At 64.2% G+C, this 15,468-nt stretch carries 17 protein-coding genes, 1 tRNA gene and 1 other RNA gene; 12 read left to right on the top strand and 7 right to left on the bottom strand.

Annotated elements, in window-relative coordinates; translation table 11 throughout:
* Positions 1-61: 61 nt before the first annotated feature.
* Both V3C33_10170 and V3C33_10165 read left to right on the top strand, forming a co-directional pair.
* Positions 62-799: a C4-type zinc ribbon domain-containing protein gene (locus tag V3C33_10170; GenBank protein ID XAS69571.1), complete on the top strand. Its 738-nt coding sequence runs from the start codon at positions 62-64 to the stop codon at positions 797-799.
* Between the two features lie 3 nt (positions 800-802).
* Positions 803-1,246, top strand: coding sequence for a VOC family protein (locus V3C33_10165; protein XAS69570.1), 444 nt, complete (start codon positions 803-805; stop codon positions 1,244-1,246).
* 48 nt (positions 1,247-1,294) lie between these two features.
* Here the strand turns inward: V3C33_10165 and V3C33_10160 are convergent, their stop codons facing one another.
* Both V3C33_10160 and V3C33_10155 read right to left on the bottom strand, forming a co-directional pair.
* Complete coding sequence (locus V3C33_10160; GenBank protein ID XAS69569.1) at positions 1,295-2,059, bottom strand: peroxide stress protein YaaA; 765 nt, start codon at positions 2,057-2,059, stop codon at positions 1,295-1,297.
* Positions 2,060-2,092: 33 nt separating this feature from the next.
* Entirely contained in the window at positions 2,093-2,701 is a 609-nt protein-coding gene (locus tag V3C33_10155; GenBank protein XAS69568.1) for an alpha/beta hydrolase-fold protein, read from the bottom strand.
* Positions 2,702-2,837: 136 nt separating this feature from the next.
* Between V3C33_10155 and rnpB the strand changes: the two genes are divergently transcribed.
* The 4 genes from rnpB (at position 2,838) to V3C33_10135 (ending at position 6,204) form a co-directional block, all read left to right on the top strand.
* Positions 2,838-3,231, top strand: an RNA gene (gene rnpB / locus V3C33_10150) — RNase P RNA component class A.
* Positions 3,232-3,497: 266 nt separating this feature from the next.
* Positions 3,498-4,979 (top strand): glyceraldehyde-3-phosphate dehydrogenase, encoded by a 1,482-nt coding sequence (locus V3C33_10145; protein ID XAS69567.1) that lies wholly within the window; start codon positions 3,498-3,500, stop codon positions 4,977-4,979.
* Positions 4,980-5,058: 79 nt separating this feature from the next.
* Complete coding sequence (locus tag V3C33_10140; protein XAS69566.1) at positions 5,059-5,268, top strand: hypothetical protein; 210 nt, start codon at positions 5,059-5,061, stop codon at positions 5,266-5,268.
* A gap of 138 nt (positions 5,269-5,406) precedes the next feature.
* Positions 5,407-6,204, top strand: a complete 798-nt coding sequence (locus V3C33_10135; GenBank protein XAS69565.1) for an HNH endonuclease family protein — start codon at positions 5,407-5,409, stop codon at positions 6,202-6,204.
* Here the strand turns inward: V3C33_10135 and V3C33_10130 are convergent.
* The 4 genes from V3C33_10130 to orn all read right to left on the bottom strand — a co-directional run bounded on the left by V3C33_10130 (position 6,191) and on the right by orn (position 8,601).
* Entirely contained in the window at positions 6,191-7,051 is an 861-nt protein-coding gene (locus V3C33_10130) for an acyltransferase domain-containing protein (GenBank protein XAS69564.1), read from the bottom strand. The genes V3C33_10135 and V3C33_10130 overlap by 14 nt on opposite strands.
* A 4-nt stretch (positions 7,052-7,055) precedes the next feature.
* On the bottom strand, positions 7,056-7,628 hold the full coding sequence (def, locus tag V3C33_10125) for a peptide deformylase (GenBank protein ID XAS69563.1): 573 nt from the start codon (positions 7,626-7,628) through the stop codon (positions 7,056-7,058).
* Positions 7,629-7,750: 122 nt separating this feature from the next.
* A tRNA-His gene (locus V3C33_10120) sits at positions 7,751-7,823 on the bottom strand.
* 130 nt (positions 7,824-7,953) lie between these two features.
* Complete coding sequence (orn, locus tag V3C33_10115) at positions 7,954-8,601, bottom strand: oligoribonuclease (GenBank protein ID XAS69562.1); 648 nt, start codon at positions 8,599-8,601, stop codon at positions 7,954-7,956.
* Positions 8,602-8,785: 184 nt separating this feature from the next.
* Here orn and mptB point away from each other — a divergent pair, with 184 nt between their 5' ends.
* Positions 8,786-10,312 carry a polyprenol phosphomannose-dependent alpha 1,6 mannosyltransferase MptB gene (gene mptB / locus V3C33_10110; protein XAS69713.1) on the top strand — a complete coding sequence of 509 codons (1,527 nt, stop codon included), beginning with the start codon at positions 8,786-8,788 and terminating at the stop codon, positions 10,310-10,312.
* Here the strand turns inward: mptB and V3C33_10105 are convergent.
* On the bottom strand, positions 10,305-10,988 hold the full coding sequence (locus V3C33_10105) for a DNA alkylation repair protein (GenBank protein XAS69561.1): 684 nt from the start codon (positions 10,986-10,988) through the stop codon (positions 10,305-10,307). The two genes, mptB and V3C33_10105, sit on opposite strands and share 8 nt — an antisense overlap.
* A 120-nt stretch (positions 10,989-11,108) precedes the next feature.
* Here V3C33_10105 and map point away from each other — a divergent pair, with 120 nt between their 5' ends.
* The 5 genes from map (at position 11,109) to V3C33_10080 (ending at position 15,466) form a co-directional block, all read left to right on the top strand.
* A complete protein-coding gene (gene map / locus V3C33_10100; GenBank protein XAS69560.1) occupies positions 11,109-11,876 on the top strand; it encodes a type I methionyl aminopeptidase in 768 nt (255 codons plus the stop codon).
* A gap of 243 nt (positions 11,877-12,119) precedes the next feature.
* Positions 12,120-12,854 (top strand): ISAs1 family transposase, encoded by a 735-nt coding sequence (locus V3C33_10095; protein XAS69559.1) that lies wholly within the window; start codon positions 12,120-12,122, stop codon positions 12,852-12,854.
* A 9-nt stretch (positions 12,855-12,863) separates the two neighbouring features.
* Positions 12,864-13,256 (top strand): DUF6262 family protein, encoded by a 393-nt coding sequence (locus V3C33_10090; GenBank protein XAS69558.1) that lies wholly within the window; start codon positions 12,864-12,866, stop codon positions 13,254-13,256.
* Positions 13,257-13,796: 540 nt separating this feature from the next.
* On the top strand, positions 13,797-14,798 hold the full coding sequence (locus V3C33_10085; protein ID XAS69712.1) for a DUF3179 domain-containing protein: 1,002 nt from the start codon (positions 13,797-13,799) through the stop codon (positions 14,796-14,798).
* The gene (locus V3C33_10080) at positions 14,795-15,466 is read left to right on the top strand and encodes a hypothetical protein (GenBank protein ID XAS69557.1); all 672 of its coding nucleotides are present in this window, start codon (positions 14,795-14,797) and stop codon (positions 15,464-15,466) included. Before V3C33_10085 ends, V3C33_10080 begins: the two co-directional genes overlap by 4 nt.
* Positions 15,467-15,468: the final 2 nt, after the last annotated feature.

Here is a 15,468-nt window from a genome sequence, read left to right as displayed (position 1 = left end):
GTCTATACAGCGCCGGAACGGGTGCCCGGCCCAGGCCGGATGGGATCAAGCGGAGGTAATTGTGGCTAAGGCAGCACCGGCGGAACAGTTGAAGTTGCTCGAACTGCAGGGACTTGATGCCAAGCTCAAGTCCCTGACCAACCGCCGCCGCAGCATTGAGACCGATCCCCGGATCGAGGACCTTCAGGCAGCACTTGACGTGGCAAACGGCGAACTCGGCGGAGCCAAGGTGGCTGTCCACGATGCGGAGGCAGAACTGAAACGCTCCGAGGCGGACGTTGAACAGGTTGCCTCCAGGATCGAACGGGACGAAGCCCGACTCAACAGCGGAAGCGGCCTGTCGAAAGACCTCGTGGCACTGCAGAGAGACATCGCGTCCCTCAACAAGAGACGCTCGGACCTCGAAGATGTTGAACTCGAGGTGATGGAGCGGCTCGAGGGACTCCGTACGCGGCAGGCAACCCAGCAGCAGATCGTGGACGATATCCAGGCTTCCTTCGGTGTCATCCGCGCGGAACTGGACTCGGCCCTGGCCGAGATCGCCACCGGGGCGGCCGATGTGGCGGGCCGCCGTTCCGATTTTGCGGCAGGTCTGGACACAGGAATGCTTGCCGTCTACGAAAAAACCCTTGCCAAGCGCAGTATTGGCGCTGCCCGGCTGTTCCACGGAACCTCGGAGGGCTCCGGAATGCAGCTCAGCCCCGGAGACCTCGCGGAGATCAAGGCCGCAGCCGAGGACGACATCGTTTTCTGCCCGGATTCCGGCTGCATCCTGGTCCGGTCCGCAGACTGGGCATAGACCTTGGCCGCCGGAGATCGCACCGGCGCGCCGGCCGGGGCCCGCGGCCGGCTGCACCACGTCGAGCTTTGGGTGGCCGATCTCGCATCCGCCGAGGCAACGCTGGGGTGGCTGCTGGGGAAGCTCGGCTATGTGCCGGCCGACCGCTGGCCCCACGGCGTGAGCTACCAAGGCATGGGGGAGTACATTGTGCTGGAGGCCGGCACAGACATGCTGCCGGGCGGTCACGAGCGGTGCCGTCCCGGGCTCAACCACCTGGCCTTCCATGCAGGCTCCGCGTCGGATGTTGACGCGCTGGTGAGGGAAGCGGCAGACCACGGCTGGTCCGCCATGTTCGCCGATCAGTATCCGCACGCCGGAGGCAAGGGGCACTACGCGGCCTATCTGGAGAATGCCGACGGCTTCGAAGCGGAGCTCGTGGCGGACAGCGCCGCCCGGCCCAACTGAGCAGCAGCAGACGTCGTATTGCGCGCTCAAAACAGCGTGTGCTGCTACTCAGCTGGGCAGAATGATGTTCAGGGTGTGCGCCTTGCGGGTGGTGCCCTCGACCAGTTCCGCATCCCATTTCTCGCAGGCGGCTTTGAGGAGCTGCTCCGGGCTTTGAGGCGCTTTTCCGCGCCTCGTCAGCAGGTGCCGTGCGAGCTTGCCGCGCGTGTGCTTGGCAAAATGGCTCACCACCTTACGAACTCCGTTGACTTCAGCAAACACACTCACGGCGACCGTCCGGAGCGGCGGCGGTGCCCACGCCGCCGCATACGTGCTGGACCTGCAGTCAACCAGCAGCTCACAGTCCGTGGCAGCAGCGAGTGCATCCGCCAGGTGCGGTTTCCAGAATGACGCGAGGCGTCCGACGTCGGGCAGTGAAGTTGCCATCGACAGGCGGTAGGCGGGCACGCGGTCGGCGAAGCGGATGGCTCCCCAGAGGGCGGAAATGACCAGCACCGACTCATCGGCCTTGCGCCGCTGCGCCGGTGTCAGGGACCTGTAGCCCAGGGCGTCATACAGGACGCCGGAATAGAGCTGATGCGCAGGGGCAGCCGGTTCTGCGTGCAGGCGCGTATTGCGTTTGACGTCGTCTTTCAGAGACGCACCCACTCCCAGTAACGCAAGGGCGTCCACGTGTGCGCTGACGGTACCCAGCGCCTCCAGAACCTTGGCCCGGTAACTGTTCAACTCCGGAAATCCCAGTGAAGTCCAGTCGACGGCGTCTCCGGTGACTGCGGGGGTCTTGCCTTCGGAAGGGGGGAGCAGAATCAGCACCGTACGATCCTACCGGGGAGGTGACGGGCCTTTTCAACCAAGGTGCTTGCCGAGGAAAGAGATCACGTCCGGCAGGATCCCGCGCCAATACCGCTCATCGTGGCCGCCTTGCCCGAAACCGCCGCTGTGTTCTCCCGGAAGGTCCTTGGCATAGTCCCTGACGCTGTACAGCAGATTGTCGCCCGTGCCGCAGTCGATCCGCTTCGGCAGCAGCTCCAACTCCGGCCGCAAAGCGAATACGTCATTGGCCGCAAAGTCTGCGGCACTGTCGAAATTGTCCTGACGGCCGGCGTCGTACTGGCTCCAGACGGCGGGGCTCATCGCCGCTACCGCGCGGATGCCGGCAACACGGTGCTGCGACGCCAGCAGCAGGGCGCCGAAACCGCCAATGGAGAGACCGAACACTGCGGTCCGCCCGGTATCAAAGCCCATTCCGGCCAGCAGCGGAACGAATTCCTGCAGCAGCATGGATTGGGCGTCGGAGCCGTCGGCGCGGGAGTGCCACCAGGAATTTCCACCATCTACGGCTGCGATGGCGAAAGGAGCCGCCCTGGCCGACGTAGCGGGAGAGCTCCTCGTGGGCGTGCAGACCATCAAAGACCATCCCGTTGTGCCGCCCACACCGTGGAGGAACAGTGCCACGGGAAGTTCGCAAGCGCACCCGCGCCGAGCACCAGAAAGCGACGTCGGCCAGGGTCAGGTTTTTCCATAGCCCGATCATAGGCCGGTGCAGCGGCGCGCGGCCGGAACCCTCCGAGACCGTAGAATGGATGGCGGATGGGTTGACCAGGCGGCCGCGCGTCACGCAAGTGGCTCGAGGAACGTCCGGGCTCCGCAGAGCAGGGTGGTGGGTAACGCCCACTCGGGGTAACCCGCAGGCCAGTGCCACAGAGAACAGACCGCCTGCCAGCCGGCTGTGTCCGCACAGCATGCTGAGCAGGTAAGGGTGAAACGGTGGTGTAAGAGACCACCAGCTTCCCGGGCGACCGGGAAGGCTAGGTAAACCCCACCCGGAGCAAGGCCATACAGGGCATGTTTGAGGGCTGCTCGCCCGAGTGCCCGGGTAGGCCGCTGGAGGGCGTCGGCAACGGCGTCCGTAGATGGATGGCCGCTACTCCTTCGCCGGCAACGGCGTGGGATGACAGAACCCGGCGTATCGGTCAACCCATCCATCCACCGCCCCGGCCCGAACGGACTGCGTGTGAGTGAATTCACGCACGACGCGGCCATTTGAGGCCCGGGGCCGTCCTAGAATGGATAGCGAACGTAGAAGTTCTTCCGCCGGATCTGCGTTTGCAGCCGGCGGCTTTTTCTTTGAATACGTTTCAGGCATCCGGGGCGGACCGAAACCCTGCCGGTGCCGGCGCCCCTGGACAACATCCGGTGGCCAAGAGCTGCGTACGAGGACGTATGCCGCTGACCCGAGGAAGGTAGTTCTGTGAGCCAGACGTCAGATTCTTGTCTTGATACGTGGATGGGCCGGGAGGCTCTCGCCGAGGCCATGATTCCGGTGATCGGCCGGCTGTACCGCGAAAACAACGTGGTGACCAGCATTCACGGCCGCAGCCTGATCAATAAATCCACCATGAACATCCTCAAGGCACACCGGTTCGCCCGCCGGATGAGCAAGGACGAACTCCTCCTTGAGGAAACGGCGCCGCTGCTGGATGCGCTCGCCAACCTTGAGCTGGGTGCGGCCGCCATTGACATTGCCCGCCTGAACCAGAGATTCAAGGCCGAAGCCGGCGGCGCCAGCCTCGAGGATTTCCTCCGCGCCGAGCTGGCTGAGGTTGTGGGCAAGCGGGGCGGCGACGACCGCACCAGCACCGACGTCGTACTGTACGGTTTTGGCCGGATCGGCCGGCTGCTTGCCCGCCTCCTGATCGAAAAGGCCGGTGGTGGCCACGGGCTGCGGCTGCGCGCCATCGTGGTCCGCCGGGGCGCGGAAAATGACCTGGCCAAGCGTGCCAGCCTGCTCCGCCGTGACTCCGTCCATGGCTCCTTCGAGGGCACCATCAAGGTGGACCAGGAAGCCAACACCATCACCGCCAACGGCGTTCAGGTTCAGATCATCTACTCTGACAACCCCGCAGCGGTGGACTACGCGGCCTACGGCATCAAGGACGCCCTGGTGGTGGACAATACGGGACGCTGGCGCGATGCTGACGGACTGTCACAGCACCTGCAGAGCAAGGGCGTGGCCCGCGTGCTGCTGACCGCCCCGGGCAAGGGCGATCTGAAGAACATCGTCCACGGCATCAACCACGGGTCCATCTCCGACTCGGACAAGATCGTCACGGCGGCCTCCTGCACCACCAACGCCATCACGCCGGTCCTGAAGGCCATCAACGACAAATACGGCGTCATCCACGGACACGTCGAGACCGTTCACTCGTTTACGAACGACCAGAACCTGATCGACAACTTCCACAAGGGCGACCGCCGTGGCCGTTCCGCCGCGCTGAACATGGTGATCACCGAAACGGGCGCCGCCAAGGCCGTGGCCAAGGCCCTGCCGGAGCTGCTGGGCAAGCTGACCGGCAGTTCCATCCGCGTCCCCACGCCGGATGTCTCCCTGGCCATCCTGAACCTGAGCCTGGAGAACGGCACCACCAAGGACGAGGTCAACAACTACCTGCGGGAGATGTCGCTGCACTCGGACCTGCGCAAGCAGATCGACTACATCGATTCACCCGAGGTTGTCTCCACCGACTTCGTGGGTTCCAGACGCGCCGGCATTGTTGACGGTCTTGCCACGATCTCCAACGAAAAAAACCTGGTACTTTACGTCTGGTACGACAACGAGTTCGGCTACAGCTGCCAGGTTGTCCGCGTGATGGAGGAAATGGCGGGCGTCAACCCGCCGTCGTTCCCCGCCAAGGAACAGGCTTCCGTGCTGGCAGCGATCTCCGCCGTTTAGCGGGCACTGGCGGACTGCGGTCCGCAAGTTCCCGGCTGATGCTCTGGAATCAGCCGGGAAAGGGGACCAAGATGGAGTCATGGACAAAGAATCAACTCTCCAGCACGACACCTCCCTGGAACACGCCCTGGACGTGGCAAAGGCCAACCACAAGGAAGCCATCCGGCTGCTTGACGGAGCCCGCGCGGCCCACAACGCGGGAGATGTCAGCCAGGACCGGGTCAGCCAGCTCGAAGGGCTGCTGGATGTGGCCGCCGAGGACCTGAAACGGGTCACGCGGGAGCAATAGCGCAGCGGCAGGCGTCCGGGCTGGTCCCCATCGGCCCGACAGGGCACTTGCCCTCCACACTGTGGATATCGACGTGAGCGTCGGGGGTCTGACCTAAGCTCATCTGGTGCGGCATAAATCCAGTAGAGCGGGAAAACCATGACCATCAGTTGGACGGCATATCGGCGTGCCAGACGCCGGTCCCGGCAGGCCTGGGCCGTGTTGCTGGCGCTGGTACTCTCAGCCATCGCCGGCGTTACGTGGTTCTTCACGGCCGGCCAGTTTGCGGCAGCAGAACCGCCGATCACCGGGCCCAGCGAGATGCGGGTGCTTGACCGCACCTGGATGAAGGCAGTCGCGTCCGTACAGCCTGTGCCGGAGGGCGCCGCCGCAGCAGCCCTGGAGGCGCTTCCGGTCAAGGGCAGGGCGCCAAAGGACAATTACCAGCGAACGGCCTTCGGCCAGGCCTGGCTGGACGTGGACCGCAACGGCTGCGACACACGCAACGACATTCTCCGCCGCGATCTCTCCACTCCGGTCTTCACCGAGGGATCAAAATGCCGCGTGGCCTCCGGGACGTTCCACGAGCCCTACACGGGCAAGGTTGTTTCGTTCGAGCGGGGTGCCGAGAGCAGCAGGGCAGTCCAGATTGACCATGTAGTTGCCCTCGGCGATGCCTGGCAGAAAGGGGCCCAGCTGCTCTCGCCGCAGCAGCGTCAGAGCCTGGCCAACGATCCTCTCAACCTGATCGCCGCAGACGGCCCGGCCAATCAGCAGAAAAGCGCTTCGGACGCCGCGACCTGGCTGCCGAAAAACAAGGCGTTCCGCTGTCATTACGTGGCCCGCCAGATTTCGGTGAAGGCGGCCTACCGGCTCTGGGTCACCCAGGCCGAGAAGGATGCCATGAAGCGGATCCTGGATTCCTGCCCGGGGCAGCAGACCCTTATTCCGCGCTGAGCGTCAGGTGGCCGTGCCCCAGCTGCCAGGTGCCGCCGTCGTCAATCCGCTCCAGCACCACGCGCTGCAGTGACGTTTCGCGGGGGAGCGCCGACAGGCGGTCCAGGCCCCGCTGACGGAAGGTGAAGTACACGGCGTCTTCGGGTGCATCGGTGCACTTGTCCAGTTCAAACCGCCGGGCAAAAGCCGCGAGGTTGCTTTCCGGCAATGCGGACGCCAGATACGGGTCCAGCATCCAGGACGAGCACACTGCGGTGGTGACGGGCTTGTCCGGGAAATAGGCGGCGAAGAAGTCCCGGGCCATCAAGAAGCTCTCGTCCACCTGGGCAGGTGCGAGGCTTGCCTGCGGACCAGTGAGCTCCGGAATGTGCAAGCCCAACAGCCATTCCCCGGCCCGGGCCCACGGTGTTTCCGTATTCTTCCGGATCAGATGGAACTGCAGCCGGCCCAGCTGGAAGATGTTGCCGGCCATGTGCAGTGTCAGCCAGGACCAGGTGTCCAGTCCGAACGCGCCGTGAACCCGGCGGTGAATGGCCAGCTGGCGGCCAACGTCCGCGAGGATCGCTTTAGACAACTCACCGGGAATGCCCAGAGCGGCATGCCATTCGGGGACGCGCGGCGCGAAACGCAGATGGGCCTCCAGCCACGACTCCGCTGAAATGCCTTCATCCGAAGCAGGGGACGTGGCAAAACTGCCCAGGCGCAGCTCGAGGGCCGCGAGAGCACGCCGCACTTCAGCTCCGGCGGGGGAATCAAGCAGCCCGGCGCAGCCAGGTCGGTCCGCGGGCCGGATGTCCAGCAGCTCAAACAGCGCGCTGTGGTCAGGCGTTGCTTCATGGCGAGTCATGGAATCAGTGTCCGAACGGATCGGGATCGACGCCGGGCATCCAGGTCAGCCCAGGGACGCCCCAGCCGCTCTTTTTCGCCTGCTTCATGGCTTTGCGCGCGTAGCGGTCCATCAGGCGGTTTACGTACAGCTTGCCGTCCAGGTGGTCGAATTCGTGCTGGATAATGCGCGCGAACCAGTCTGTTGCTTCGAAGTCCACAGGCTGGCCCAAGCCATCAAAACCCTGCACCCTTACCCACTCGGCGCGTTTGAGCGGGTACTGGCCACCGGGGAAGGACAGGCACCCTTCCTCTTCCTCGTCCGGATCCGGCAGCGCCCCGGAGACTTTGGAGAGCGTCAGGACAGGGTTCACCAGGACGCCGATGGGCGGGGCGCCGTCTTCGTTGACAAACTTGTAGATGAAGATCCGTTTGCCCACGCCGACCTGCGGTGCGGCGAGGCCTACGCCGTTGGCTGCCGCATTGGTCTCGAACATGTCGGAAATCAGAATGCGGAGCTCGTCATCGAATTCTTCGACTTCAGCAGCCCGGCGGTGCAGCACCGGTTCGCCCCAGATGGTGATCGGCAGAACGGTCATGTCAGGTGGTTCCTTTGGTGCTTGCGGGTAAGAGCCGGCAATAGTGCGAAAACAAACAAAGGCCGCACCGGATATCCGGTGCGGCCTTTGTTTCGGAGCGGCAGCTAATGCCGTCCTGCAAGGGTGAGCGACGGGGGTTGAACCCGCGACCTCCTGGACCACAACCAGGCGCTCTGCCAACTGAGCTACGCCCACCATGTGCCTGCCAGGGCCTCCGGCGAACCGGCTGTCTGAAAAGGCAACGACAAATAGTTTACCTGCTGTTCGGGGGTACTTTTGCCACTTTTGCGGTTTTTGCCGAAATTTCCCTCAAACGTGGCGCAAATTACTGGTTTGTCTGGACGGCTGCCGGATCCACCGCCGCTTCAGCGGGGGCGGAGATCCGCTTGGAGATCCGCTGCGCTGTGGCGCTGTCCGGGCCGGGGGCGGGCACAAAAACGGCCTCCCGGTAGTAGCGGAGCTCATCAATGGAATCCTTGATGTCGCCGAGGGCCCTGTGTCCGCCGTGCTTCGCCGGTGCCTGGAAGTAGGCCCGGGCGAACCAGCGGCGCGAGAGCTCCTTGATGGTGCTGACGTCGATGATCCGGTAATGCAGGTGCTCCACCACCGCGGGCATGTCCCGGACCAGGAACACGCGGTCGGTCCCCACGGAATTGCCGCCGAGAGGCGCCTTGCGGGGATCCGGAACCCACTTCTCGATGTATTCAAGAACGGCTGCTTCGGCCTCCGCCATGGTCTTGCCGTGGGGAAGCTCTTCGAGCAGGCCGGAGCGTGTATGCATGTCCCGGACAAAATCGTTCATCTGGGCCAGCGCGGCATCATCGGGCTTGATGACGACGTCCACACCGTCACCGAGAATATTGAGCTCTGAATCCGTCACGAGGACAGCCACCTCAATGAGGGCGTCATTCTTGGAGTCCAGGCCGGTCATTTCGCAGTCGATCCAGACGATGCGTTCGTTAGATATAGGCACCCGCCCAGCCTACCGTTTGGCTGTGGCGGAACGGTCCGGTGTTAGGATTTCGGGTACGCGGCGGCGCGTTTTCCGTCGTCGCGCCCCACTCCGGCCGGTTCGCCCGGCCATCCCGGGTGGACGCACGCCACACAACAGATTGGACGATCCTGAGATGACGGCGCCTGTGCCAGCAACGGGGGATATGGCCGCCGCTACTTCCTTGGATCCGGCTCCGGCCGAGGTGGACAACGCGCGGTCCCCGCTCATCGCCGGATTCATCGGCTCGGTGTTTATGATGATCGGATCCTTGGGGGTCGGCTGGCTGGCGCCCGCGTCCGAACTACGGCGGATGCCGCTCTTTATCTGGATGCGTACCGAGGCTGTGGGCGTGGCCCTGTCCATCGTGCTGCTGGCGATCGGCGGAATGTTGCTGGTCCGGGCGTGGCTCCGGCTGGGGCAGCGCGTGCGGGTCTGGGGTCCGGAAGCACGCAAGGCCATGCTGCAGGCCGTGGTGGCGTGGGGATTGCCCATGATGTTCACCGTGCCGCTCTTCAGCCGCGACGTGTACGCCTACATAGGCCAGGGCCGGTTGATGGTGGAGGGCTTCAACCCCTACGAAAACGGGATTTCGGCGCTGTCCAACTACTTCCAGCTCGGTGCGGACAAGATGTGGACCGAGGCCCCGGTGCCCTACGGCCAGCTTTTCTTATGGATCGAGCAGTTTGTGGTCTGGACCACCCATGTGCACCCCGAGGCCAGCATCATGCTGTTCCGGCTGGCGGCGCTGATTGGTGTGGTGTTGTGCATCATCTATGTACCCAAACTGGCAGAACTCCACGGCGTTAATCCGCACCGGGCACTCTGGCTGACGGCCGCCAACCCGCTCTTCCTCACCAACTTCATTGCCAGCGTGCACAACGATGCACTGATGATCGGCCTGGCACTCGCAGGGCTGTACTACTGCGCCACCAAGCGCGTTGTGTTGGGTATTGTGCTGGTGACACTCTCCATCTCGGTCAAGCCCATCACTATTGTTTTTCTGCCGTTCATCGGCCTCCTCTGGGCAGGTAAGAATGCCAGCTGGCCGCGGAAATTCGTGTTCTGGGGACTCACCGCAGGCATCACCCTCGCTCTCCTGTATGCCATGAGCCTCGTCAACGGTTTTGGCTTCGGCTGGATCAACGGGCTTTCCGCCCCCGGCAGCATCTGGATCTGGTACGCCCCGGTTGGACTCGTGGGCCTGATCGTCGCTTCCATCGCCAACGCGTTCGGCCTGGACGGCTGGGGCCTCGCCAAATGGGTCTACGACGCCGGCAAGCTACTTGCCGTGGGTATTGTCGCCTGGCAGATTTTCAAGGGTGGGCACGACCGCCTCATGCGGCGGCTCACGCTGGCGTTCGCCGCCGTCGTATTCCTGGCCCCGATGATCCAGTCCTGGTACGTGGTCTGGCTCATCCCGCTGTTTGCCGTCACGGGAATCCGCGACGACTGGCAGGTCAAGGCGCTGTACTTCCTGGTGTCGTTTTTTATGGTCTACGCCATCTCCGACCAGCTGGAGGTCTTCCCCTACCTGCAGACGGAGGACCTGGGCCTGGCGCTGGCCCTAGCACGCAACGGGGCCGCGATCATCGCGCTGCTGTTTGCCCTGTACCTGATTTTCCTGGACCCCCGGACCAAACTGCTCTTCAATAAGTCGGACCAGCCGGTCACTTCCCGTCCGGTCATCTGACAGGCAGGTTTTTCAGCGCTTCCCGGCGGGAGAGCGGGCTGAGGGATTCGTGGGCAGAGACGAATGCAGCCACCCAGCCGGCGTCTGTTTTGGCATACTCGCGCAGGGCCCAACCGATGGCCTTGCGGATGAAAAACTCACTGTCCGCCTGATTCGCCTCAATCACGTGGGCCAGCAGAACCGTGTCCGTTTCGGACTTCGCGGCCAACTGCGAGGTGATGGAAGCCCGCCTGATCCAGAAATCCCGGTCTGTGCTCCACGCCTGCAGAACCGGCGTCAGCCCGGTCCGGTGGGCCTGCAGCAGCCCGCAGATCCTGTGTGCCACGCCGTCCACGAAGTCCCACCACGCCCCGGTGCGGATGATCTCCTCGTAGACCGGAAGCATGTCCAGATCGTGTGAGGCCAGACGCAGGCCGGTGAGATCGATTGCCGCATAGCGCTCTTCACGAAACGCTGCCCCTCGCCAGAGTTCAAGCACAACGGCCCGCAGTTCCTCCGGTGACGCCAATTGCTGGGCCACGGCTTCAGCCTTGGCGATCTTCCGTACCTCGGGAACGCGGACGCCCAGGGATAGCATGGAGGATTTCATGTAGGCCTGCCCGGCCGCAGCCCGGCCCGGATCGGCAACTGCCCTGAGGCGCGTGCGGATCGCGGCGACAAGTTCGTTGTTGGCCATGCGTCAACTGTATCCAGCCGTGCGGCCGCGCCGGCCCCGTTCTAGAGTGGGAAGCAGAACGCTGCTCCGCCCGTAGCTTGCGCGCAGGCGGAACCATCAACTGCTTCCGGAGGTACCAAAATGTCCATGATCAAAAGCCCTGACCAGATCGCGTTGATGCGCGAAGCCGGGCGCGTGGTGGCGAACACCCTGGCCGCTGTCCGCGAGGCGGCCGCCGTCGGGGTGTCCCTGAGGGAGCTGGATACCGTTGCTGCGGACTCTATTTCCGGCGCCGGCGCCACACCCGCGTTCCTTGGCTACCACCCGAGCTGGGCATCGGTGCCGTTTTCCGGCGTTATCTGCACCAGCGTGAACGATGCCGTGGTGCACGGTGTCCCAGACGGATACCGCCTTCAGGACGGGGACCTGCTCAGCGTTGACTGCGGTGCGTTCCTTGAAGGCTGGTGCGGAGACGCCGCAGTGAGTTTCATCGTGGGCACGGCGGATCCCGTGGACCAGGCGCTCATTGACGCCACTGATGCAGCCTTGGCCCGGGGAATCGATGCAGCCAGGATCGGCAACAAGATGGGCGACCTCGCATACGCGATCGGCGGTGCTGCGCGTCGCGCTGGCTATGGCCTGCTGGCCGACCACGGCGGCCACGGGATCGGCCGCACCATGCACGCCGAACCCCCGGTACCCAATGACGGCAGGCCGGGGCGCGGCATCAAGCTGGCTGAAGGCCTGGTGATCGCCATTGAGCCGATGTTGATCCTGGGCGGCAAGGACGACTACTACCACGACGTCGACGAATGGACCCTCCGCTCCGGCAGCGGCCGGCGGGCTGCGCACAGCGAGCACACGGTGGCCATCACGGTTGACGGTCCGGTGGTACTGACGCTGCCGTAGAAAACCCGGATCATCCGGGGCGGGCAGTGCTGGCGCGCTGCTGACCGATTGAACGCACCGGGGGTTCCTGTGCGTTGAGCCGGACGACGGCGCGCCCCGGAACCGAGCTGCTGACCACTTCGAAGCCGGCGGCCAGAAACAGTTTCAGCGTTCCGTGGTAGAGGTCTGCCGCCCCGGCCTTTGGCCGCTGCGCGGCGTCAAGTCCGTGGAGCGAAGAATGGTGGCGGCTCCCGGGTGCATTTGATGGCCGCCGTGGACCACGCCACCGGCACTGTTCTGGGGCAAGTTGACGTGGGCGTCAAGACGAATGAGATCACCATGTTTACCACCCTCCTGGAGACGTTCAACGACCTGGACGGTGTTGTGGTTACGGCAGATGCGATGCATACCCAACGCGCCCATGCGCAGTATCTCCATACCCGTGGCGCGCACTATGTCCTTTGCGTCAAGGGCAACCAGAGGAGTCTGCAGCGGCAATTGAAGTCGCTGCCGTGGGAGCAGGTGCCGGTAGGGAACCGGCACCAATATCGTAGCCATGGCCGCACTGGCAGCAGGGCCATCAAAGTCGTCACGATCGAGGCCGGGATACTGTTCCCGCATGCGGCCCAGGCCGCCCGGATCACCCGCGGATCCCGCACACTCGGCGGCAGGAAGTGGCGTGTTGAGACCGTCTATGTGATCACATCCCTGCCGGCCGACAAAGCCAGCGCCGCCGACCTCAACACCTGGATCCGCGGGCACTGGACGATAGAGAACCAGCTCCACTGGACCCGAGACGTCACGTATCTGGAAGACAAATCCCAGATCCGTACAGGCAACGCCCCGAGACTCATGGCATCCCTGCGAAACCTCGCCATCAGTCTCTACCGAATAGCCAAAACCAGCAACATCGCCAAAGCCACCAGACACACCGCCAGAAACGCCAACCGAGCCCTCAAACTCGCCAGAATCAACCCGCTACCCACGACTTTGCATTAGCCCTGGTAGTTGGCCGGGCATCCGGGCCCACGTTGTCGGTGGTGCGCTCTCGATGATCCGGCACCCTACCGCTTCCTCGCCGCGCAGTTGGCTTTCCCGGGCGACCGAGAGGGCTCCGCCATTAACTACGCCACCGTCGCCAAGGCAGCAGGTGTCTCCCGGGCACTGCTCTACCGCGACACTGAACTGCGCGAAGAGATCAACCGGCTCCGCGATCCCGCCCGCACCATCGCCCGTCGACAGCCGGCCACTGAGCGGATGTCTCAGGGCTCCCGCGACGAGCTTCTCGCCACCCTCCGCAGCGAAGTCCGAACGCTCCGCAACGAGAACCAAGCACTTCGGGCCCGACTCGCCGTGGTCTTGGGGAAAGAACGCGCCGCTGCCCAACAACCCCAGACCTGATCACGAATACGACCGTGTCAGCGACATGTCACCGACACAGAACCCCAACAACTACACCGCATCCACCGGCGACGGCTCCAGATATCCATCAACGGCGTCATCGAAACCACACGCCGCATCGCACGCGGATTCCGGAACTTCGAAAACTACAGAATCAGGAATCTACTCGCCGCCGGTGGCCACCGCCCGTACCGGAAGAAATCACCTAACCACGCTTAGAGACGAAGGGCCAGATTTACACAGACACCTCAACCGGCACCAAAGCCGACCGCCCCCAATGGAACCTTTGCCTGAAGGACCTCCGGCCAGACGACACCCCTGTCATCTGGAAAATTGACCGTCTCGGACGAAACCTCCGCGATCTGATTGACATTGTCACCACCCTCGATGAACGCGGCGTCGGAGTTCAGTCGCTGACCATGTCAGCAGAGCGACAGTCGGCGCTCCTCCACGACACGCGAGTGGCATAATGAAATAACGGGGTTGTAGCGATCGCGGTGGTGGATTCCGCGGTGCAAGGCGTGGTGGGGATGTTTGGCTGTGGAAACTCAACCGAGTCCGAGTCGCCGTCAGGTGCTCAAGGGCCTCGCCGTGCTCGGCGGGGTCGCCGCCGTGGGTGGTGGGGCAGCCGTGGTCTGGCAGATCTTGTCGTCTCCGGATCGGAAGACCGCGCCTTCCGACCCAACGTCATTGGAGGGGCTGGCGGGCGCCGTGGTGTCGGGTGGTCCGGGCAAGGATGGGATCCCGGCCATTGATCGGCCGCGGTTCGTCTCCGCTGCCGGCGCGGACTTCCTGACCGGGGATCAACCGGTGTTCGGCCTGGACTATGGCGGTGAAATCCGGGCGTACCCCCAGTTGGTTCTGGTCTGGCACGAGATCGTCAACGACGCCGTGGGAGATCAGCTCCTGTCGATCACGTACTGCCCGCTGACCGGCACGGCGGTCGGTTACCACAGCCCGCCCGGGCAGAAGTTGACATTCGGCACGACCGGCAATCTCGTCAACTCGAACTTGCTCATGTACGACCGACAGACCGATTCGCAGTGGCTGCAGATCCTGGGAACCGCGATCACGGGCCCGCTGAAGGGCAACCGGTTGTCCACGGAGCCGCTCGTGTGGACGACGTGGAATGCCTGGCGCAACGCTCACCCAAACACCAAGGTGCTCTCAGCCGACACCGGGTTCCTGCGGAGCTACGGCACCGACCCCTACGGCTCCTACCCCCGACGGAGCGGCTATTACGCCAGCGGCGAACCGATCTTTCCCGTGCAAGCGCGGGATCACCGCTTCGCCGCCAAGGACGTCGTGGTCGGCGTGCGCGCAGGCGACGGCAGGCTGGCCATCCACAAAGACCACCTCCGGCGCGTCCAGGCCATCGAAACCCAGTCCGGAGGCACCCGGGTGCGCGCGCACTGGGACAACCAGCTCGATACCGCCCTCGTCGAACAGCAGGTAGAGGGCCGGTGGGAGGCGGCGGATTACCTCGACGCGATGTGGTTCGCCTGGTATGCCTTCTACCCGCACACCGAGGTGCTGCCGTGAACCCGCTGCTGCACGCCGTCGCCCGGGTCGGCACCAGTTGGGACAGCGTGATCGCCGCGGGCGTGTCCACGCCGCGCAAGGTCCTCGCCGCTCTCGCGGTGCGGCGCGATCGGCGCGTCGGTCTGGTGGCGGCCACGGTGACCTTGGTGCTCTACCTCATCGCGATCGGTGACCTGGCGGTGTCGTTGTCTGGAGACTGGGACCACGCTCCAGTCATCCAGACCGCGCCGGCGTCGCTGTGGCGAATCCGCGCGCCGTACCTGTTCGAGCCGGTGCTCGTCGTGCACCCGATTCCACAGCTCGCGGTGTTTGTCAGCCCGGTCAACATCGTCCTCGGTGCTGTCCTTGCCGCTCTGGTCGGTTGCAACATTGCTGTTGCGGCCAACTCAGCGCGTACCGCAGTCTCTTGTCGGCGACCCGGTTACAGCAGGGCTCTCGCCGTGCTGCCCGCGTTCCTCATGGGCTTGGCCTGCTGTGTGCCGACCTTCCTGCTCGTGCTGGGCAGCGGTGTGGCGGCGACGTTGCTGCCTCTCGTGCTGCCGTTGCGGCCGATCTTCTACCCGTTGGCTATCCTCCTGCTGCTCGCTGTCCTCGTCTCCGGCACCCGGGAACGGATCCCGCCGCCAAGCACGTCACCCCGAACGGTTGCCGACCATGGTTCGAGGTGACC

This window comes from Micrococcaceae bacterium Sec5.7, assembly GCA_039636785.1.
Taxonomy (GTDB): domain Bacteria; phylum Actinomycetota; class Actinomycetes; order Actinomycetales; family Micrococcaceae; genus Arthrobacter.
Note: the sequence above shows the minus strand (reverse complement) of the source record. Positions and strands in the feature narration are given on the sequence as shown.